Source organism: Nostoc sp. WHI, from assembly GCF_015714725.1.
In the GTDB taxonomy this organism is placed as follows: Bacteria; Cyanobacteriota; Cyanobacteriia; order Cyanobacteriales; family Nostocaceae; genus Nostoc.
Map to the genome: position 1 here is coordinate 14076 of NZ_WBKM01000285.1, position 21154 is coordinate 35229.

The 21154-nt window shown below is 42.0% G+C and carries 18 protein-coding genes and 1 pseudogene; 8 read left to right on the forward strand and 11 right to left on the reverse strand.

The genetic code is table 11. The annotated features are described in order from the left end of the window. Positions 1–302: 302 nt before the first annotated feature. From F8S12_RS28975 to F8S12_RS28990, 4 genes are all read left to right on the forward strand, one after another. Complete coding sequence (locus F8S12_RS28975) at positions 303–1493, forward strand: glycosyltransferase family 4 protein (RefSeq protein ID WP_196519724.1); 1191 nt, start codon at positions 303–305, stop codon at positions 1491–1493. A 707-nt stretch (positions 1494–2200) separates the two neighbouring features. Then, entirely contained in the window at positions 2201–4738 is a 2538-nt protein-coding gene (locus F8S12_RS28980; RefSeq protein ID WP_196519725.1) for a family 16 glycoside hydrolase, read from the forward strand. Positions 4739–5020: 282 nt separating this feature from the next. Continuing rightward, complete coding sequence (locus tag F8S12_RS28985) at positions 5021–6064, forward strand: cyanophycinase (protein WP_196519726.1); 1044 nt, start codon at positions 5021–5023, stop codon at positions 6062–6064. 130 nt (positions 6065–6194) lie between these two features. After that, entirely contained in the window at positions 6195–7151 is a 957-nt protein-coding gene (locus F8S12_RS28990; protein ID WP_196519727.1) for an aldo/keto reductase, read from the forward strand. On the opposite strand, the gene F8S12_RS28995 is transcribed toward F8S12_RS28990, so the two are convergent. The 6 genes from F8S12_RS28995 to F8S12_RS29020 form a co-directional block, all read right to left on the reverse strand. Further along, complete coding sequence (locus F8S12_RS28995) at positions 7099–8337, reverse strand: cysteine desulfurase family protein (protein WP_196519728.1); 1239 nt, start codon at positions 8335–8337, stop codon at positions 7099–7101. The two genes, F8S12_RS28990 and F8S12_RS28995, sit on opposite strands and share 53 nt — an antisense overlap. A gap of 5 nt (positions 8338–8342) precedes the next feature. After that, positions 8343–8969 (reverse strand): type I restriction endonuclease, encoded by a 627-nt coding sequence (locus F8S12_RS29000; protein WP_196519729.1) that lies wholly within the window; start codon positions 8967–8969, stop codon positions 8343–8345. Positions 8970–9124: 155 nt separating this feature from the next. Beyond that, positions 9125–9337 carry a sulfur carrier protein ThiS gene (thiS, locus tag F8S12_RS29005; protein ID WP_196519730.1) on the reverse strand — a complete coding sequence of 71 codons (213 nt, stop codon included), beginning with the start codon at positions 9335–9337 and terminating at the stop codon, positions 9125–9127. Positions 9338–9440: 103 nt separating this feature from the next. Then, the gene (aac(6'), locus tag F8S12_RS29010) at positions 9441–9950 is read right to left on the reverse strand and encodes an aminoglycoside 6'-N-acetyltransferase (protein WP_196519731.1); all 510 of its coding nucleotides are present in this window, start codon (positions 9948–9950) and stop codon (positions 9441–9443) included. Positions 9951–9956: 6 nt separating this feature from the next. Further along, positions 9957–10103: a hypothetical protein gene (locus tag F8S12_RS29015; protein WP_196519732.1), complete on the reverse strand. Its 147-nt coding sequence runs from the start codon at positions 10101–10103 to the stop codon at positions 9957–9959. 16 nt (positions 10104–10119) lie between these two features. After that, on the reverse strand, positions 10120–11178 hold the full coding sequence (locus tag F8S12_RS29020) for a thiamine phosphate synthase (RefSeq protein ID WP_230968350.1): 1059 nt from the start codon (positions 11176–11178) through the stop codon (positions 10120–10122). A gap of 253 nt (positions 11179–11431) precedes the next feature. Between F8S12_RS29020 and F8S12_RS29025 the strand changes: the two genes are divergently transcribed. Next, positions 11432–11665, forward strand: coding sequence for a hypothetical protein (locus F8S12_RS29025; protein WP_196519734.1), 234 nt, complete (start codon positions 11432–11434; stop codon positions 11663–11665). Positions 11666–12156: 491 nt separating this feature from the next. Beyond that, positions 12157–12498 (forward strand): annotated as a pseudogene (locus F8S12_RS41095) (hypothetical protein); the annotation flags it as partial. A 67-nt stretch (positions 12499–12565) separates the two neighbouring features. On the opposite strand, the gene F8S12_RS29030 reads toward F8S12_RS41095, so the two are convergent. Both F8S12_RS29030 and F8S12_RS29035 read right to left on the reverse strand, forming a co-directional pair. Beyond that, on the reverse strand, positions 12566–15427 hold the full coding sequence (locus F8S12_RS29030; RefSeq protein WP_196519735.1) for a choice-of-anchor D domain-containing protein: 2862 nt from the start codon (positions 15425–15427) through the stop codon (positions 12566–12568). Between the two features lie 833 nt (positions 15428–16260). Next, positions 16261–16458, reverse strand: coding sequence for a hypothetical protein (locus tag F8S12_RS29035; protein ID WP_196519736.1), 198 nt, complete (start codon positions 16456–16458; stop codon positions 16261–16263). A 306-nt stretch (positions 16459–16764) separates the two neighbouring features. Between F8S12_RS29035 and F8S12_RS29040 the strand changes: the two genes are divergently transcribed. Continuing rightward, positions 16765–17538: an SDR family oxidoreductase gene (locus F8S12_RS29040; protein ID WP_196519737.1), complete on the forward strand. Its 774-nt coding sequence runs from the start codon at positions 16765–16767 to the stop codon at positions 17536–17538. Positions 17539–17643: 105 nt separating this feature from the next. Here F8S12_RS29040 and F8S12_RS29045 read toward each other — a convergent pair whose 3' ends face one another. From F8S12_RS29045 to F8S12_RS29055, 3 genes are all read right to left on the reverse strand, one after another. Further along, the gene (locus F8S12_RS29045) at positions 17644–18069 is read right to left on the reverse strand and encodes a YidH family protein (RefSeq protein WP_196519738.1); all 426 of its coding nucleotides are present in this window, start codon (positions 18067–18069) and stop codon (positions 17644–17646) included. A gap of 375 nt (positions 18070–18444) precedes the next feature. Next, positions 18445–19002, reverse strand: coding sequence for a hypothetical protein (locus F8S12_RS29050; protein ID WP_230968351.1), 558 nt, complete (start codon positions 19000–19002; stop codon positions 18445–18447). A gap of 182 nt (positions 19003–19184) precedes the next feature. After that, on the reverse strand, positions 19185–19937 hold the full coding sequence (locus tag F8S12_RS29055) for a cadmium resistance transporter (RefSeq protein ID WP_196519740.1): 753 nt from the start codon (positions 19935–19937) through the stop codon (positions 19185–19187). Between the two features lie 262 nt (positions 19938–20199). Between F8S12_RS29055 and F8S12_RS29060 the strand changes: the two genes are divergently transcribed. Then, on the forward strand, positions 20200–21135 hold the full coding sequence (locus F8S12_RS29060; protein WP_196519741.1) for a LysR substrate-binding domain-containing protein: 936 nt from the start codon (positions 20200–20202) through the stop codon (positions 21133–21135). Positions 21136–21154: the final 19 nt, after the last annotated feature.

A 21154-nucleotide genomic window follows, 5' to 3' on the forward strand; every position in this document is an offset into this window, starting at 1 on the left:
TTATTTGGTGCTGAGTGCTGACGCATAGCGCTTCTGGCGCTTCGAGACTGGCTTTAGCAGTGTTTCTCTCCGCCTTATGCCTCCTGCCTTTTTAAGGATAAGTCTTGAAACGGAGATAATATTAGCTGTACTTTGCGTCCTATTGCTAGCCCGCAGTTGTTAACCTTTGATAAACTTTAACAAAATAACTGTTAAAAAATCTAAAAATTTTAGTAAAAATACTCACTGCATTCACCACCCTTGTATTTTTAGATAAATATAGTTTTTTAGATATATTTGTAAAGTTTTGGGGAGTCTAGCACATGAAGATACTGGTACTGAGTTGGGAGTTTCCGCCAAGGATTGTTGGGGGAATTGCGCGTCATGTAGCAGAATTGTACCCGGAACTAATAAAACTAGGGCATGAAGTTCACCTGATCACGGCGGAGTTTGGTCAGGCATCGATGTATGAGGTAGTTGAAGGAGTAAACGTGCATCGGGTGCCAGTCGCCCATAGTAACGATTTTTTCCACTGGGTAGTCAATCTCAACCTGAGTATGGGACATCACGGTGGTAAGTTGATCCTGGAGGAAGGAACCTTTGATTTAATTCATGCCCATGACTGGTTAGTAGGAGATGCTGCGATCGCTCTGAAGCATAATTTTAAAATACCACTAATTTCTACCATCCACGCTACGGAATACGGACGCCATAACGGTATTCACACAGATATCCAAGGCTATATTAATAGCAAAGAAACCTTGCTGGCTTACAACGCTTGGCGGATTATTGTTTGCAGTCAGTATATGCGCCGAGAAGTACAACGAGCATTGCACAGTCCTTGGGACAAAATTGATGTTATTTATAACGGTATCCGAGCCGAAAAGAAACAACATCACATAAATTTTCATCCTCTGGATTTTCGCCGCCAATTTGCTACAGATGATGAGAAAATCGTCTACTACCTCGGTCGCATGACCTACGAAAAGGGTGTACCTGTATTACTTAATGCCGCACCCAAAATACTTTGGGAAATGGGAGGTAATGTTAAGTTTGTGATCGTTGGTGGCGGCAATACTGACCATCTCAAGCGCCAAGCTTGGAATTTGGGAATTTGGCATCATTGCTACTTTACAGGTTTTCTCTCTGATAAATACTTAGATAAATTTCAAACTGTCGCTGACTGTGCTGTGTTTCCTAGTCTTTACGAACCCTTTGGAATTGTGGCTTTAGAAAGCTTTGCTTCTCGTGTACCCGTAGTAGTTTCTGATACAGGTGGTTTCCCGGAAGTAGTGCAACACACCAAAACAGGTATTGTTACTTGGGTGAACAATTCCGATTCTTTAGCTTGGGGAATTTTGCAAGTGTTGAAAAATCCAGGATATCGGCAATGGCTGGTGGATAACGCTTATGAGGATCTAGAGCGGCGCTTTAGCTGGCCGAAATTAGCCAAGCAAACTCAAGAAGTTTATCAGCGAGTTGTGCAAGAGCGATCGCAAATCGCGTGGTATTAACTAGATTAAAATGTTTTAAATCTAACATCAAGTTCAGCTAAATTTAGTTGGACTTGATGTCATTACTGAATCAGGGAATGAAGTGAAGAAATATAAATATTCAATGAACTTGCATAAATACTGAAAAAACTTATGATACATCCACAGCAGCCAGTGCTTCAGGAGAAAGTGAATAACTAATAACTTCTTTAATTTCTTGAGCAGAGTAAATTTAGCTGGCTTACGATGCCGTTTTTTCAATTACGTCATCAGTAACACTATAGGACTAGCCCTTTTAAGGTGGTGAGACGATCTCTCATTTTATTCGATTAACCTTGAAAGCGCTACTTTTAAGATTTACGCACTCTAGAAATAGACAGTAGTGTGCATGAGCAATCCTTGTAGGGTTAAGAAGTTCTCCCTCGCTCCGATTTCCCAAATTGGAAATGTAGTTTCCGCTTATGACGATGTTTTTCTATCTGACTTATATCTATTCTTTAAGTTATGAAGCCAACTGGAAATATCGCTAGAAGCAGATGAGAAAGAAGCTATAGCTGATGCACGCAATTATCTTTTTATCAATGCGGAAGTCCTAACTTTCTGGCGGCATTTTATGAATAAATAGCCGCGTAGTGAATGATGAATGAAATAGTTAAATAGAACTTGGGCGCACAGAAAAATTGCACTCAAATTTTATTGAAAATAAATCATAATTCAGGAAAATTGTCATGCCCTTAAATAGACTCGTTGATTCAGGACAGTCCTTGCCAATACCCGATGTGCAAAGAACGACTTTCGCATTAGATGTAGTCGCTCGTTTGGTTTGCAATACCTGGGAAGAAATTTTAGCAGCACAAGCAGGTGGTCAGTTTGACGCTGTAGTAATTGGCTCAGGTATGTATGGTGCATACACCGCTAGCAAGCTGTTTGAATTCGGCAAAGGCTTACCAAACCAGCAACCGCGCATTCTAGTCTTGGAAGCTGGGCCATTCCTGATCAGCGAACATTTCCAAAATCTCACTCGCGTTGGTAACTTATTTAACTCAGTTTTGGAACCGCTGGTTGAGCCAAATTCGCAGGGAAGAAACATCGGCGAACCCTCAAACTATGCCGGTGCCAATAGGCTGAATGACCATCACCGTTGTGTGGGTGGCAAATCACTGTTTTGGGGCGGCTGGACACCGCGCCTGACCGAAGAGGATCTCAAGCAGTGGCCCGCCGATGTTGTGGAATATCTCCGGCTCAAAGGCCAGCCCGACGGCTATGAATACGTAGAGCGTGAAATCGGCACTTGGCCCGTTGCCGACTTTATCAACGGACAGCTGTTCGATATTCTCAAAGGCCGTGCCAAGAATGTGCTGAACAAAGTACCCTCACTAACAACAGTGCAAGATCCCCCGATCGCAGTGGCAGGTCAATCACCAGGGTCTGGTTTGTTCAGTATGGACAAGTTTAGCAGCTTGCCTTTGTTGCTCGATGCCATCCGCGAAGCCAGTGGTCAAAATGACGCCAACCGACGGCTATTTCTCGTCCCCAACGCCGAGGTGATCAAGTTAGAAACCAGTAATGGTATCGTCACCCAAATCGTGGTGGCTTTGAAAAATCTTTATGACCCCAACAACAAGAGCCAAGCTCGCGTCGTGCGTTTGGATGTCAAACCCAGCGCTGCGATCGTACTGGCAGGCAATACCGTCAACTCAACACGGCTGGCTTTGAACTCATTCCCACGCCCCAAAGCGTTGCAGCCGAACTCTGAATTGATCGGGCGGAACTTGATGGTTCACGTTCGGGGTAACTTCATTTGGAAGATCACCCGCACCGCCTTGGGTGTCCCATCAGAATTGAAAAAAGAGTTGCAAACTGCTGCTCTGCACATCCCAGGCTCAACGCAAACCGCGAAAGGTCCGGGACAGTTCCACTTTCAGTTTTATGCTGCCCCGAATGTATTCACCCCATTCTTTGCAAATGCCCCCAATAATCCCGAAGAGTTCCTCTACCGCGTAGTACCGAACATCGAGGAGTTTGATAAAATTCTCGCCGCTCAAACTTCCGGGACGATTGAGAACAAGATTGTGATTGGCATTCGCACCTGTGGTGAAACCTTTGGGGATCGGACGACCCCAATCGGAAATCCTAAGAGTAGTTGGATCAGCGTCAATCCCTTCGGTGGTACTGGCGATGATGTGTACTTTGAGAATGGACGGCAACTGCGCGTACCTAAAGCATTTGTAAACTTGATTGAAACACCCGCCGACAAACAAGTTCGAGACGCTCAGTCGGAAGCAGCTTTTGCCTTCATTGAGTCCTTAGCTAATCAACCAAAAGGCGCTGCCACGAAGAAAGACCCCAATGCACCAATTGAGTTCTTTGGCGGAGGGGAAGATGGAATAGGCACCACTTATCACGAATCAGGAACATTGTGGATTGGCACTGATTTCACCACATCAGTTACAGATGTGAATGGTCGTTTCCACCATGTATCTAATGCCTATTGCGTAGCTCAGTCTATTTTTACTACCGTTGGTTCAGCGAATCCAGTACCCACAGGACTAGCCCTATCTCGTAAGATTGCTCGCTCGATTATTGAACGCTATTCCCAAGTTCAAACTATTAATGACGAACCAGATTTTGAAACTCTTTATCGGGGTAACTTCAAGGCTGATGGTTGGGAAATTGTGGCATCAGGTAGCAAAAACTTCTTCGATGTCCAAAATCAGAATTCCCCAGTGCTGGGTGCAGGTGTTGGTAATCAGAACGTCGCGCTGGGCGTTCTCTGGTTTACTCGAAAAAAATTCCAGAATTTTATCCTGAAGTTGGACTGGAAAGCCTTCGACATCAAAGCTAACTCTGGTATTTTCCTGCGAACACCAGAACCTAAGGCTCTTGATGATAGCTTCTATCATTCCAGCACCGAAATCCAAATCGATGAGCATGGTTACGACTTTCCTAATAACGTTTACGGTAGTCCCTTACACAAAACGGGTGCAGTATACGAAGTTTTCCCCGCTCAAAAATGGGCTGCTAAGGTAATCAGCCCACGCAACTCTGCTAACCCAGGATACTGGAATAGCTATGAAATCAGAGTCCAAGGTAATGAGATTTCGGTCAAACTCAATGGTCAATTAGTTAGTGAAGGAACTTTCCCCGGACTCTTGGGATTTGCCGATCCCAGCGACGGTAAAAAGAAGCGTTCAGAAGGTTTCATTGGTTTGCAGTGCCATACCGAAGTAGTTCAGTTTCGCAACATTCGGATTAAGGAACTTTAATCCGAATATTGCGGCACTTTCGTGCAATATAAACTGACCTCTCCCCCAGCCCCTCTCGTGCGAGGAGAGGGTAACTTATAGAGAACTCTGTTGGAGGCTTTTTATCCAACTGAGAACCGTTATAAATGCGATCGCACAGATTTTAGCAAAATAACGCAGAGAGTTAATGATTACTCTGCGTTATTTTGCGTTAAAAAACAGTACAAGCCCTGTACGCTGGAAATTTCACCCTCTCTAGTGCGAGAGTTAAGCTAATGCGCGTCTAAATTGCACATTTTTGATATGACAAAGGCATTCCCAAATATAGCAGAGGGCTTGAAGAGTGCAGGAATCAAATTGTTGAACATGGGAACCTTCCTAATAACCCGTTTTATCGCCAGTTGGAAACGCTACTTCCTGGGCGACACTGTTGATGTCCACCCCTCCCCCTCCTTTGATGTCCGTCCTTCCTTAGCGGGCCCAGTCCTTAGCTTGGGTGGGGGTGGCCCCGACGTCGATGATGCTATCCAGTGGTTAATTAACCAAGTTAGAGGAGGTATTGACTCCGCCACTAAAGTTAATGTTGTAGTTATCCGCACTAATGGTAATCACGATTACAACCGATTAATTTATGCTATGAAGGGCGTAAACTCTGTAGAAACTCTTATTATTAGCAATAAGCAAGACGCAAACAAATCTGAGATTGTTGAGAAAGTCAAAAATGCTGATGTAATTTTTTTTGCTGGCGGCGACCAATGTCAATACATCCGCAACTGGAAAAATACTAAGTTGGAAACTGCCGTTAAGTCAGTTTACCTTAAGGGAGGCGGTATTGGTGGCACTAGTGCGGGTGCAATGATCCAAAGTGATTATGTCTATGATGCTTGCGCTTCTTCCGAAAAAGGCATCGAAACTAGAGATGCACTTGAAGATCCCTACCGAGACATTACTTTTACTTACAACTTTTTCAATTGGAGTCATTTGAAGGGAACTATCGTAGATACGCACTTCGACAGGCGGGAAAGAATGGGGCGGATTATGACTTTTATTGCCCGTCAAATTAAAGATGGTGTATCTAACTGTGTTTTAGGTATAGCGATTAGTGAGAGTACATCGGTTCTTGTGGATAAAAACGGTCTGGTGAAAGTTATCGGTAGAGGCGCAGCGTACTTTGTACTTGGCAATCATCTGCCGGAAGTATGCGAACCGCGATCGCCTTTGACCTTTTCCAATTACAAAATTTGGAAAGTTCGCAGTGGCGACACCTTTAACCTGAAAAACAGACCAACTTCTGGGTACTATCTCAGAAGTGTCAAAAGGGGACGGATTGATTCAAATCCTTATTGAATGGGGAATGGGGCAATACGGTTTGGTTAAGGTTTTTTGATGAAAATTCTAGATCGGAAAGACGCAATTTATCGCCAAGTGTTGTGCACTAGTATATCTATTGGCTCAAAAATTATTGGAGAAAGTAGATATGCAAACCAAACAACTCGGCAATTCGGAGCTTCATATTACCCCAATCGGTTTTGGAGCTTGGGCAATTGGTGGATCTGAGTGGGCTTTTGGTTGGGGAGCGCAGGATGACCAGGAATCGATCGCAGCGATCAATCGCGCTCTCGACCTCGGCATTAATTGGATTGACACCGCAGCTATCTATGGTCTGGGGCATTCGGAGGAGGTTGTTGCTAAGGCGCTTAAAGGTCAATCTAATCGCCCCTACATTTTCACTAAATGCTCAATGATCTGGGATGAAAAGGGCGAAATTAATCGCAGTATCAAGGCGGATTCGGTGCGGCGGGAGGTTGAAGCTAGTTTGCGCCGACTCGATATTGAAACCATTGACCTCTACCAAATCCACTGGCCTAACCCTGACTCAGAAATTGAAGAAGGCTGGACAACTCTTGCCAAGCTCAAGGATGAGGGAAAGGTTCGCTATATCGGGGTTTCAAACTTCAATGTGGAACAGTTGAAACGTGTTCAGGAGATTGCACCAGTTACCTCATTGCAGCCGCCTTATTCACTGGTTAAACGCAATGTCGAAAACGAAATTCTGCCTTTTTGTAAGGAAAATAACATAGGTGTGATTGTTTATTCACCTATGCAATCTGGCTTGCTTACAGGGACAATGACACCTGAGCGGGTTGCAAATTTCCCAGATGATGATTGGCGCAAAAACAGCAGTGAATTTCAAGAGCCACGTTTATCTCGTAATCTAAAGCTGGTCGAAGTGTTGCAGCACATTGGTCAACAACACGATCGCTCGGCGGGTGAGGTGGCGATCGCTTGGACTTTAAACAATCCGGCGGTGACAGCTGCCATCGTTGGCGGACGCAATCCAAAGCAGGTGGAAGGAATCATCGGTGCAAGTGAATTTCGCCTCAATCAGCAGGAGCTAGATCAGATTGGCGCTTTCCTTGGCGAGAATCCATAAAATCTTTCATGGGATTACGTAAACTTTGAATGGTAGCGATCGCATGTTTCGCTACCTGATCAATTTCCTCTAGAGTATTGAATCTGCCAATACCAAACCGGATTGAAGCGTAAGCTAGCTGTTCTGAATGTCCCAATGCTGTGAGAACATGGGAGGGTGCAGTAGTTGCCGACGAGCAAGCAGAACCAGAAGACACGGCCATCACTGGCTGCAATCCTAGCAAAAGTGCGGCTCCATCCACTCCCTCAACACTGACATTCAAGTTTCCTGCTAGCCGCTCTTGAGGATGTCCGTTGAAATGAATTCCTTCTATTTGAGAAAGCTGTTCCCACAATCTTTGCCTTAATTGAGTGAGGCGTTGGGTTTCTGTCGCTTGTTCTGCCAAAGCGATTTCTACAGCTTTCCCAAAGCCGGCAATTTGCGGTGTATATAATGTACCAGAACGCATTCCCCGTTCATGTCCGCCGCCGTGCTGCTGGGGAGCCAGTTGGACTCTGGGGTTCCGCCGACGGACGTATAGCGCCCCAATGCCTTTTGGGCCATATACTTTGTGTGCAGTTAGCGACATCAAATCAATTTTCATTGCTTGCACATCCAAGGGAATTTTACCAATAGCTTGGGCTGCGTCGGTATGGAAAATGATATTGCGATCGCTTCCGGCGGAGTGTAGGCGATCGTGGCACATTTCCCCAATTTCTGCCAAAGGCTGTAACACACCAATTTCGTTATTTGCAGCCATCACCGATACCAAAATTGTCTCAGGACGGAAAGCTTTTTTTAACTCAGTTAAATCAATCAATCCATCTTTTTGGACAGGAAGAATAGTAATATCAAAACCGAGACTTTTTAAATAATTACAAGGATCAATAACTGCACTATGTTCAGTGGCAACAGTAATAATATGCTGACCTTTTTTAAAATAAGCTTCAGCAACACCTTTAATAGCTAAATTATTCGCTTCTGTTGCACCACTCGTAAAAACAATTTCTTCTGGTGTGGCGTTGATTGCTGTTGCTAATATCTCTCGTGTTTGTTTGACAGCAGCTTCCGCTTCCCAACCGTAAATATGACTAATACTTGATGGGTTGCCAAAGTGTTCTGTAAAATAGGGGAGCATTGCTGATAGTACCCGTTCATCTACAGGCGTAGTCGCGTGGCAATCAAGGTAGATAGGACGAATAGACATAATTTTTAACTCAAACTTTGACTCAAATTTTTTAATACACTTAGAACCTGATACAGTTCGCTTTTGCGTTTCAAAAGTGTAAATTGGTCAGACATAGCATACTTCAGCTGATTTTGTTTAGTAAGTTTCAGGAAAATAAAATCACTCCCATTTGTTACTAATCCAAAAGTAGGTTTGTCTTGATTAGGATTAGCCAACATATAAACAAGTGCTTGAGGTATGGCTTCTAAAAGAGAAAAGCTAGACCTTTTAGATTCAATTACTAACAACCATAATTGTTCTTGAATAACTAAAATATCAATTCTACCTCTAATAATTTCTCCTTCATCTTCCGCAGAAATTTCTATAGATTCTTCAGTAGCGAGAAAAAATGGCTCACGATAGAATCCGGCCAAGTCTAATAAAGGAGAAACAACTACCATTTTGACTGCATTTTCTAAGATTGGTGGGTGTTTAACCAATCTCATAAAATTAGTTTTAACTCGGTCTAGATATTGTTTTTCTATATCTGTGATTTCTGGTAGAGTGTCAAACCATTCTGGAAAAAAATCTTCACCTTCACTTTGTTGCAGACCAAATCTTGCTTCTAAATAAGCAAGGCTGATATTATGGGCTTGGATGACTTGAACCATAGTTTATTCAAAATATATACTATAACTAGTATGACATTTTCCCCGATTTGACCACCCCTTGCTTTTTGCCTGCCTACGCAGATAAGTTCAAAAATCAAATCGGATTGCTAACTCAATTACTTAGCTTGACTTAATCCATTTAACAGTTTATTGAACTAACCACCACCAACAATAGTTACCACTTCTAAGCGATCGCCTGGCTGTACTTTTGTTTGCGTCCAAAACTGGCGATGTAAAATTTCGCCGTTATACTCTACAGCCACCAAGCGAGGGTTAAAACCCAACTGTTGGAGCAAATCGGGTAAAGAAGTTTGAGATAAGCAACTATGGGTTTCCCCATTTACCTGAACCGTAATCTCATTAGACATAAGCTATGTTTGAAATTGGACATGGGGCACTTGTACTGAGTAAGGATTCAGGTGGCAGAGTATTGACAAAGGGAACAGTTGAGGGAGAATATCACAAAAGTTGCTACTCTTCTAGACTGCGTGCTTCGATAATAGGTCGATTCTCTTCTGGAGATGCTGTGAGATTGACAGCAACAGCAGACTTAATAAAAAATACAACTCGTTCCACTTCTCGAAATCCGACTTTTGTATAAAACTCATGACTTGCAGAATTATCAAGGAGGGAATCCAAAGCAAGTTCGATACATCCCTGCTCACATGCCCACTGCTCGGCATACTGAATTAGCGTTCTGCCAACATCTTGATTGCGGCATTCAGCTTTGACATAGATTCCTTCTACGTAGGCTACAGGGCTTTTAGTTGCGTCTGGAACATAATCAGAACGTAGCGATAGATTCATAAACGCGATCGCACAGCCATGATCATCCCTAACCAGAATGCCTTGTTCTCGATCAGAATGCAGAATATTGGTGAGAATAACTTCCATTTCGGCAGAAGAGCAATGCGGCCATAGCTCCAGTGCTAAGTTTAGCCACTCTTGAAAATCATTTTGGGTAACTTTGCAAATTTTCATTCACATTCACTTAGGTGATGGCAACTTGGTAAACTTAGGTATATCTAGATTAATGTTATCCCACGGTTGAGCGCTAGCTGTATAAATATCCATACTAGGTTGAAACTCGTTAGATGCATTGCGTTTCGAGAACTCTGCTAAAACCTGAATCATCGCCAATTTTAAATTGTTAAAAAGTTTCTGGTTTGATGCGATTAAGCTGGGAGAGCAAATATTGCGTCACCAGGGTTGGCTGTTCGGCTTGGATGAGCGATCGCACTACCGCCACACGTTCGGCTCCGGCATCGATCACATCATTGACATTATTTGCATCTATTCCCCCAATGGCAAACCAGGGAATTGAGCAATTTTTGGCAGCATAGCTGACATATTCTAGCCCTGTGGCTGCCTTACCTACTTTCGTGGGAGTTTCATAAATTGGCCCCACGCCAATGTAATCTACACCTTCAGCAATTGCTGCTTGCATTTCTTCTTGATTTGTGGTGGAAAGACCAATCAAACGCTGGGAACCGAGTAATTGCCGAGCAATGGCAATGGGTATATCTTGTTGTCCCAGATGCACTCCATCTGCATCGACAGCTAAAGCCAGATCCACGCGATCGTTAACGATGAACAAAGCACCGTAGATGTGGCATAATTGCCGGAGTTTTCTAGCTTGTTCCAGACGCAAAGAATCATCGGTGGTTTTGTCGCGGTATTGTAGGAGCGTTAATCCACCTTTGAGTGCAGCTTCCACAGTGTTCAACAAATTTTCACTAGGGGAAGTAACAAGATACAGACGCGATCGCCACAACAATTGATGGCGCTGATGACCCATTAAACTACTTTCCAGGGTATAAACCTGATAGCGCATCTGCTTACAAGCTTTAGCCATCGTTGGGTGGTAAAGCTTGCCATATTCTTCCAGCACCCGCAATGCTTCTTCTATGCGGCAAAAGTTAGCTTGCAACACCGACTTGATGCTAGCTCGCTGTTCTTCCTGAGGATGGGTTAACTCAGTCCCAGGATCGCCTGGTGTATCTCGCGCTGCCCGCAATTCAGAGGTATGCCACTTGGCTACCTCTTGTCGTAGGTGCTTGCATTCAAGAGCTAACTGGGCATTATTCAACCCAAAGCGACACCATTCCTCGATAATTCGCAAGCCCTCACGAGCGCGATCTAAATTGGCATCTAAAATCCGGTAAACAACTTGCTGTATTTGCTCTTTTTGGCTGTATGGCTCGACCATTACAACAACCCTGTTAGTGCTTTCATCGAAATGTGAATTATTATATGCCCTAGTAACCATAAGTTAATTAATTTGCTTTTTTTTACTAGATTTTTACTGGTATCTACGCCAAAGAACGTATTAGTAAGAGTTACGGTAAATTATCCCATGTTCCGATAGGCAGTGATCAGGGTAGTTTGAGGCTATATTTTAGCACTAAGCTTAGTCAAGTATTTTATGGTAATGACACTGGGTAGAAGCAATAGCATGACAAATGCGAGCTAATCTTGGTTACCCAAACGAAGAATTATTTAACCCTAGCCTAGCTAAGTCATTGAATATCCAGCAATTAGCTACAACTACTCAACTGGTTATAGCTAAATTACTCCGTAATTTAGGGGAATTATCGGAAGAGTCTATAGACTGGAAAATGCGAACAAAGCAAATTCAAAAAGCAACTTATAAGAAAAATTTTGTAGTATATCGAAGTTTGATTAAAGATTTTTAGAGAAACAACTTTAAATAAGTGACACTCATCTATAAAAAAGACAACTAGTTGCCCAGACTCAATCTCAGCTTTGTTATCACTCAAAAAAATCATGATTTCTTCCCTCTTGATTTTGACCAAATCTGGATTGGAATTCGGGTTGATTTTCTGAGATTTCTTCCAGCTAATCTTTGCCGATTACAGCAGCTTATAGTAGCTTTGTTTAGATTGATAAATCACACCACAATTTTCATCTAAATAACTCACCAATTTATCTATGTTCCAATAATCTTTTCCCCTCAACCATGTCATAATTCCTGTATGTTTTTAATATCTATTTTGCTACTCATGACTGTAAATTTATATAAAAATAGTCAGGATAATATTTACAGTTAACAAGAAATATTGTTCATATGTCAATCCCTACAGTATTTTTAGCAAATAATTGATATATTTTGACATTGTTTGATGCCTATTCTTAATAATTTGGCATAACAAGTACTGAAGAACCAATTTTATTAATATCACTCGCCTATACACAATAGCGCCATAATATCTGACCAAAGAATTAAACCTATAGGTATCCAAAAATATGTCGGACGGATTAAAAAATGTCGGCGATATTGACGCCGACATAGCAGTTTTTATATTGGCTTATATGGTGAGACAGCGCTACAGAGGGTTTCCCTCCATAGGTGACTGCGAATCTAAAGGGGTCTAATTGGGTCAATTTTATGGAAGATTCCTACAAGTTAGTCAGGAAGTTATTGAGACTAAGTTCTAACGAACGTAAGTACTACCAGCAAGGGGAGAGGGCTATAAATAAGGCTTATTCTATCTGCATCCTATCCTAGCCCTTTTTGTCACCCTGCAAACCTCTCCCGACCCGTCCTGAAGAGGCTTAATTATCGAAAGACGGAGCTAAATAGTGATAAAAGTTGTAGAAGTTTGAGCCAAGAGCGTTGTTGAAGTGACATTATCTAACTTCACTAACACTTGATTGTCAGAACTATCCACAATCCAGGCTTGACTTCCTTGTTGCTGTATTAACAATTGACCAAAGTTGAGGCCACCTGACAACGCAAGTTTGTCCGTACCTACTACAAAATCAGTAATGGAGTCCGTACCCTCAGCAGAAGCGAATACAAAGGTATCAACACCATAACCCCCTGTAAGTACATCTTTGTCATTGCCCCCATAAAGCCAGTCATTACCTGCGCCCCCCAATAGTTGGTCATCGCCGATACCACCAAATAAGGTATCGTTGTCGTTATCACCCGAAAGCTTGTCATTACCGCTATCACCATAGAGCAGGTCATCATCATTGCCTCCCCATAGAGTATCGTGTCCGTCGCCTCCGAAAAGTTGGTCATTTTTTAGATTACCTATGATGGTGTCTTGACCCCCAAACCCATAAATCTTGTTAGCTGGGGCATTGCCTTTTAAGTACTCAGAACTATCAGTGCCATTGAGAAGATAAATTGTGTTAGCAAGAGGGGGTTTAACTGTGCCACTGATGGCAAAGTTAAAGGGGTTTTCGTCACTATCGTTATTGCTCAAACTGAAGCTGCCAGCATAGGTTCCAGGCGTAGGTGTATTCGTATTGAGTGCCACCGTTATACTTTTCGAAGCCTTGGCAGCCACGGTATATGGAAAAGTTCCTACCAAACTAAAGCCGTTGGGGAGTTTGAGATTACTCAGGTTGAGCGTAGCTGTACCCGTGTTCTTGATGGTAAAAGTTTTGGTTACGGTGCTGCCGAAAGCAACATCGCCAAAATTAATGGCAGTAGTGCTGCCATCTACAATGTTAACTGTGCCACTGAGAACTTCAATTTCGGGGGCAGGAGCAGGTTTTACTGTGCCACTAATGGCAAAGTCAAAGGGGCTTTCGTCAATATCGTTGTTACTCAAACTGAAACTGCCAGCATAGGTTCCAGGTGTCTTCGTATTGAGTGCCACCTTTATACTTGCCGAAGCCTTGACAGCCAAGGTAGCTGGAAGAGTTCCTACCAAACTAAAGCCGTCGGGGAGTTTGAGATTACTCAGGTTGAGTGCAGATGTACCCGTGTTCTTGATAGTGAAAGTTTTGGTTACGGTGCTACCGAAAGCGGCATCACCAAAGTTAATGGCAGCACTACTGCCATCTACAATGTCAACTGTGCCATTGAGAACTTGAATTTCGGGAGCAGTAACTCTACCACTAATAGCAAAGTTAAAGGGGCTTTCGTTAATATCGTTGTTGCTTAAACTGAAGTTGCCAGTGTAGGTTCCAGGTGTATTCGTATTGAGTGCCACCGTTATACTCGTCGTAGCCTTAACAGCCAAGGTAGCTGGAAGAGTTCCTACTAAACTAAAGCCGTCGGGGAGTTTGAGATTACTCAGGTTGAGCGCAGCTATACCTGTGTTATTAATGGTAAAAGTTTTGGTCAGGATGCTGCCAACAATGGCGTCGCCAAAGTTAATGGCGGTGGTGCTGTCATCTACAATGTCAACTGTGTCATCAAAAACTTGAATTTCGGGGGTAGGAGTATTATTGGTGGCGGCTTCGTATGCGCCAATGTCAATCGCAGCAGTGCCGTTGCCATCGCCATCCTGAGGAACGTTCTTAGTAATGCCATTGAAAGTACTGGAACCAGCGTCGATCGCAGGGCTTCCAGTAAGAAGTGCAAAATTACCCTTTGCTGCATCAACAAATAGCGGATCTTTTCCCGTGATTGCGTTTTTACCCGTAAAGTTCCATTTGCTTGTGTTGTAAATCAGGTTGTTATTGATAGTATTTTCTTTGTCAGACCCAGCAAATGATTCGCCATTTGATTTGGCGTACATGATATTATTCTCAGCACGAATCTTAGTTGCAGAATTTAAAAAGATTTCTCCGAAACCTGCTTGATCTGGATGATTAGAATTTTTATATGTAGTGTTATTTACTACATCAACGTTGGACGATTTAAAAACTTGGATTCCTGCGCCACCATTGTTGTATGAAACATTATTGGCGATAAGCGTTCTTCCTTTGTATGCCACACCATCACTTCCCAGTCCATTCGCCAAATCAATCATGATTCCACTACCCTCAGTAGCTTTCCCTTCGTCATTTTCCCACCAAGGAATGAAAGTATAATTGCTGTGAGAAATGTTACCACGGACAATCATTTTGTAGTCAGTGGTGTTGTTATCAACATCAGAATTCAAAAGGAGACTAATAGCATTTGCTCCCCAAGGGCTGTAGAAACAAGTTTCATAGACTAAATTGTTTTCAATAGTGATGTAATCAGCTTGATTTGTGACGATGCCAGACGCTGGAAACTTAGAAATGGTGTTGTCCTTGATCACAATATGGTGAGACTTTATTCCAGCTTTGTCTAACACAACATAAATACCGCTCCCATTAGTAGTAGGATTGTTTTTGTTTCCTTGCTGTTCTTGTGCATATTTCAATGTAATTTGGTCGTTGTTTCCGACCAGTGTCAGACCCTCAATGACGATGTAGGACGAGGCCATTACTTGAATAGCTTGAAAGTTAGCTGACTTGATTAGTGGGTCATGTCCAGGATAGGCAGTAAAGGTGATTGGTGCATCAGATGTGCCATTTTTTTGATTGATATTGAGAACTGGGCTATTAAAGTATTCAGTTTGCTCATAAGTGCCGTTCATGACGTAAACTGTGTCCCCAGCTTGCACTAAGTCTCCAGCTTTTTGGAGGGTGCGAAAAGCAGCTCCCTCTTTCAAGCCATTATTTTGATCATTGCCTGTTCCGGAAACGTAGTATGTTTTGCCAGCCATGAGATTAACTCCGAATATGTGTAAGGTTGATTGGTAGTAAACTCTCAGCAACTTTCCTCAGTTACTAAGTAGTTATTTGAATGGGTCATCTGTGTGAACTGTTCAAGGCAGCCACAGTTGTCCGATCGCAACTTGAAATCGCGCCGATTGTAGAAACACTGTTGTAAAACTGGAAACTTTTTCTCTTGTCAACCGCTGATGGTTAAACTAAAGATGTCGATACCATCAATCGTCAGGGTTTTGTTAAGGGTGATCGGACGATTGTCTGATGGCAAAGCTAGAGGCGAATTGAATCGGATCTCCATCGATAGCAGACATGATAGCGGCTGCTATATTCGATACGGTTGATCTATAGTTGTCATGGTAATTTCGCGGAGCTTTATCCGTTGTCTTAGGTCAGGAGGTTGCCAAATTGGCATGGTAAAATACATCCCTGGCTGATAACTGGGGACTTAAAGTCACAGTGGTCAAAGTTGAATTGGTTGAAACTTTAGTAGGTTAACCCCTTAAGTTAAGGGGACTAATGTAACAACTTAATTGAAGCTGTTCTCATCTGTGTAACCGAGGTTTGTTTCCTTCATTTACACTAACCTTCACAAATAGCAATTGATATCAGTAAATACCCGGTTTATGGTTCGTTTTTTTACAACAAAACGAGAAAAACTATGGAACTGTTGTGGTAAAGTCCTGTAAACCTTCGGGTGATCCGCGAATGGAGGGCGCTTTAGGCAAGGATTTGATGAAGTTTATCTTAAGTTTAGTCGGCAGTGATCACAAGACATTGGTTATCAGTAAACCAAAAAGTTTTTTATCAGCCTTGTTATGTGAACATTTCAATTAAATGCAGGGATACCACAAAACAACCTTAAGTTGAGCATTTCAGCCGATGTCACTAGCAACATACAGGCGATCGCTATAACCCAATACGGTTCACTTAAGAAAATTGTAGGTTGGGTAGAACGTTCGCGAGTGCGTCTCGTAGAGAAGTAAAACTCAACAAAGTCACGGAAGTGTTGAGTTTCGTTCCTCAACCCAACCTACGTAGAAGTTGAGTTTTAGGCTTAACTGAACTGTATTGGGCTATAACCCTTGTTTTTACGTTCCTTTCCAAAAGTTTGTGGTTTACTGGTTATGGTCGAATGGCACTAAGATAAATCAACATGAGGATACGGAGAGAAGTTTGAGAGGTTGTTGTGAAGAAGGCAGATGGATAAAGTCGAGCTTAGGTTTAGCTCTGTAAGTATACAACTCTCCCTGATGTCACTTCTGACATAATATAAGTAATGAGTTCCAAATTATTGGACAATTGACACTGGACTCTTGACTTGTGACTAACAATGACTTCCCTGGAAAATCAAATCATTTTGATTACTGGTGCCAGCAGTGGTATTGGGACTGCTTGTGCTAAAATTTTCGCTGGTGCGGGTGCAAAACTGATTTTAGCGGCACGACGGTTAGAACGTTTGCAGGAGCTAGCAGATACTCTCAGTCAAGAATTTAGTGTTGAAATTCATTTGTTACAGCTAGATGTGCGCGATCGCATTGCTGTTGAATCTGCCATTTCTAGTCTACCCTCCTCCTGGTCTGACATTGACATTCTAATTAACAATGCTGGTCTAAGTCGCGGTTTAGACAAGTTGCACGAAGGCAACTTTCAAGACTGGGAAGAAATGATTGATACTAACATTAAGGGTTTACTTTACTTCTCCCGTTGTGTTGTTCCCGGAATGGTAAGTCGCGATCGCGGTCATGTGGTAAATTTAGGTTCCATTGCCGGACATCAAACCTATCCTGGTGGTAATGTCTACTGTGCTACGAAAGCTGCTGTGAGGGCAATTTCTGAAGGTTTAAAACAAGACTTGTTGGGCACCCCTGTGCGCGTGACTTCAGTTGATCCGGGGATGGTAGAAACGGAATTTAGTGAGGTGCGCTTTCACGGGAATATTGAACGTGCCAATAAAGTCTATCAGGGAGTTACCCCCCTGACGGCAGATGATGTGGCTGATGTGATACTTTTTTGTGTGACGCGATCGCCCCATGTCAATATTAATGAAGTTGTGCTGATGCCCGTTGATCAAGCTAGCGCCACCCTAGTTAACCGTCGAACCTAAAAGTAACCCTTTTTAAGAAGATTAAGTAAGCTTACGGAATTGATTACATTCACTAGACAAGAATGCAAGAGGCAAGAGTTTTCTCTATGCCTCTTCTACACTCCATTATTCCAGTATAAAAGTACTCAAATAATCTAAAGGAACTGTAAAGACATAGTAGAGGACTCCTATACCAAGGAGAACCACAGCTAAACTTGCAAGAAGTATCCAACGGTCTGGAGGTTGATAAGTATCTTCGTCAATGTCTCGGCGAACAGCGAAATAATGTTGAGTTGAAAGTAGCACGCTTAACACACCTACCAACGCGAATGCTAAACCCAACTTCCAACCATTACCAGGAGGTTGTGGTGCTAATGGAGGGCTGATAATACGTAACCGCACAATTAAAACACCAAAACCCATGAGTGCAATACCACTCCGCATCCATGCTAAATAAGTACGTTCATTCGCCAAGTGATCTCGAATTCGGTCTGATCTGTACTTCTTTTTTTCTAATTTCTTGACTTCTAATTTTTCTGCTTCCATCTTCATAGGACTTACGTCTTAAATTAAATATTCAAAATAATTAATATTTTATGATAAAACATCAACATATCATAAATTTAATCTCATAATAGTATATTTTTTAAAAAAGAGCCAGAAGATCAGTTCTGACTCTTAGTTTTTATTCAGGATTTTTGCTTACTTAATTGACCTATTCAATTAGTTCTATGGGACTATGGTTTGATTTTTCAAAAAACTCCGTACAACTTAAAGAGCATTCTTTCCTCTTGCCTTTTGCCTGCCTACGCAGATAAGGTCAAAAATCAAATCTGATTACTATAGTACAGCACAGGGTAAATAAGCCACCCGTCTGAAACCCCTGCAAAAAGTCAATTACGAATTATGCAAAGCGGTATTAGTTAGTTAATCATCAATTTTTGCAGTGATAATTCCGGCATCAAGTGCAGCTTGTAGATTCTCAGGAATAAACCAGTTATCTTCGCCAGCCTGAATAACTTTTGCAGGTGGAACATTAAATTCAATTTCTCCAGTTTGGAGGTTACTTGTAGCAACTAAGTGAGTTCCATGAACAATCTTAAAAGCTTTAGGAAGTGTGGCTCCTTGTTCTTCTGTAGCAGCTTGTCCAGGGATATAAACGCCTTCACAGTTCCACTCATCGTCAGTTTCTGCACCGCTAGGTAGCAGATATAATTCATTGTCGTAGGTTGAAGTAGATTTTTTGGGTTTCTCACCGTAGACTAACAGCGTTTTATCTGTTTCATTACGACAAACTCCATAAGAATCTTCACTATTTTCAAGGATATACTTTTGGAATTTTAATTCAGAAATTTCTTGCTTAATCTCTGGTGTATTTCCTTGAGTTTGTTGATTCTCTAAGGTAGATTCTAATGCTTTGGTAACTTCTATATAGTCTGGATCAGCAGTGTATTTTTTACCTGCCCAAGATGGTTGAGCAATCATCAAGTTTACTAATAACAATAAGCAAACAAGAGTGATTTTAACAAGATTGATTCTGAACAATTTCATGTATTTTTCCTTGTGAAATAGAAATCTTTTTTGACTAGCTACTGACTACCTAAATTAAGGCATGATGTCAGCATTTTTTCATCTATCTGTTGATGTAACTAATGTCCACAGAGAATTCATTTATGCTCTACCCTAGACAGAACATCAGCTTTCGGTGATCCCAAAGACAATCCGTAAGTTTCTTGCCATGCACTCTTACTTACAATTAACAGGTAAGAACCGATACTTGTACAAGTGATGACAACTAAGGACGGAGTTTCTAAAGTGTGGCTTTCCATCAAAATGGAAACACCCAATCCGATTAAAATAAAGGGAATAAGGGAATTACCGTAGCGAGTAATTACAGAAGCGATCGCACTTACTTGAGTTAGACAATAGGCTGCATAACACCACACACCCACCATGACGAAAAACACTGTCAAAATCACAAGTAAGCTATCCCATGTGCTGGTAGCAAACATCGGCATATAAATACTAATGTTATCACCACCATTGGCGATCGTTACTGCTGCTACACCGTAGGTTTGAGGTGAAAGAAAGTTACACCACCAACCTTGAAAAGGTTCGGGAGTATTCAGATTTTCTCCATCGTCAGTCTCTTGATTGAGTAAACGACTGATACCGATCATGATAGGAATAATACCGAGTAAACCAATCCAGGACGCTGGTAAGATGAACTTGCCAAAAAAGCTAGGTAAGCTTGCAATTACTAAGGCACTAAAACCCAGATATTGACCGATAACGATGTGGCGACGGCGAAAGCAAGTATTTATTTGTGAAAAAAACAGCGATAGTACGACAATATCATCAAGATTTGTGGCAGCAAAAGCAGTGAGTCCTGTAGGAATAGCAGTCAGTAATCCGCTCATGTGTGTGTCGTATCTCCATCAATGGTAGTTACTCTCAACCATCTGTGTTAAAAGGCATAGTTTCACTCTATGGTTACTCATCAATAAAAGCAAACAGTCTTTCTTGTCAAATCCATAGACAGAATTTATTGATTGTAAACAAGTAGATATACGTAATCAAGAACAGCTACAAAAATCTACAGTTTTCCGCCCAGGTTAACGTATAATATTGTAACAGTGTTTATGTTCAAAATTACTATCTCGAAGCCTGTATATAGCCAAAATGACGCTGGAGCAGTTACGAATTTTTTTAGCAGTTGCAGAAATGTTGCACTTTACCCGCGCGGCTGAAGCACTTTATATCACCCAACCAGCAGTGAGTGCTGCTATTCAAACCTTAGAGACAGAATATGGTGTAAGGTTATTTCATCGCATTGGTCGTCATATTGAAATTACAAATGCTGGTAAATTATTGCAGGGTGAGGCGCAGACAATTCTTGATCATGTAGAGTTAACAGAACGTGGCTTGAAGGAATTAAATAATCTGCAACGGGGAGAGTTAAAGTTAGGTGCAAGTCTCACAGTTGGCAACTATTGGTTGCCCGAAAAAATTAGCCAGTTTAAGCAGTTATATCCCGGTATTCTTATCAACTGTAAGCTAGGAAATGCTGAAGAAATTTGTGAAGGGACTGCTGTGGGTATGTATGATTTAGGCTTGGTTACAGGGGACATTAAATTATCATTGCAACACTGTTTAGACAAAGAACAAGTAGGAAGCGATCGCCTGCATATTGTGGTAGGCAAATCTCACCCTTGGTTCCAGCGTACCGAGATTTATGTAGATGAATTACTTAGCACAAGTTGGGTGATGCGTGAGTCTGGTTCCGGCGCACAGCAGACATTTCACCAAGCCTTGCAAAGTTGGGGAATTGAACCCAGCAACCTGGATGTTGTACTTAACCTGAACACTAGCGAAATGGTCAAAGCAGTTGTAGAAACTGGTGTTGGTGCGGCTGCAATTCCAGAATCTATGGTAAAAAAAGAATTGCAACTGGGGACATTACATACAGTGCAAATTATCGAGTTGCAAAAAAAATCTATGAAGAAATTAGAAATTTTTCAGCCTGTTTGGAAAGTAAAAAACCGTCAACGTTTTGATACACGGGTGATGATAGTTTTTGAAAATCTTCTGATGCAAGAGAATGTACAAGTTGCTTAATTTCTCGATATATTTAGTT